The sequence below is a fragment of the Bradyrhizobium sp. CCBAU 11357 genome, assembly GCF_028128865.1.
In the GTDB taxonomy this organism is placed as follows: domain Bacteria; phylum Pseudomonadota; class Alphaproteobacteria; order Rhizobiales; family Xanthobacteraceae; genus Bradyrhizobium.
The window spans coordinates 790-1,222 of record NZ_LBJW01000003.1 but is presented as its reverse complement, the minus strand read 5'-3'; the positions used below and the strand labels follow the sequence as shown (position 1 = coordinate 1,222).

Annotated in this window: 1 pseudogene; it reads left to right on the top strand. The window is 63.5% G+C overall.

From position 1 onward, the window contains the following. Nucleotides 1-433, top strand: a pseudogene (locus tag XI05_RS00250) (ribonucleoside-diphosphate reductase subunit alpha); the annotation flags it as partial.

Sequence of the window (433 nt, the reverse complement as noted above, 5' to 3'; positions counted from 1 at the left end):
GATCGCGCCGACCGCCTCGATCAGCATCATCTGCGGCGGCAGCAGCACCTGCACCGAGCCGATTCCGGCCAACATCTACATCCACAAGACGCTATCCGGCGCCATCTCGGTGCGCAATCCGCACCTCGCCAAGGTGCTGGCCGCGAAAGGCGCCGACACCTCGGCGACCTGGCAGTCGATCATCGCGCACGAGGGGTCGGTCGCCCATCTCGACGTCCTGTCGGAGCACGAGAAAGCGATCTTTCGCACCGCCTTCGAGATCGACCAGCGCTGGATCGTCGAGCTTGCCGCCGACCGCGCCGCGTTGATTTGCCAGAGCCAGTCGATCAACCTCTATCTGCCGCCCGACGTCGATAAGTGGGACCTCCACATGCTGCACTGGTCAGCGTGGAAGCGTGGGGTGAAGAGCCTCTACTACTGTCGATCAAAGTCG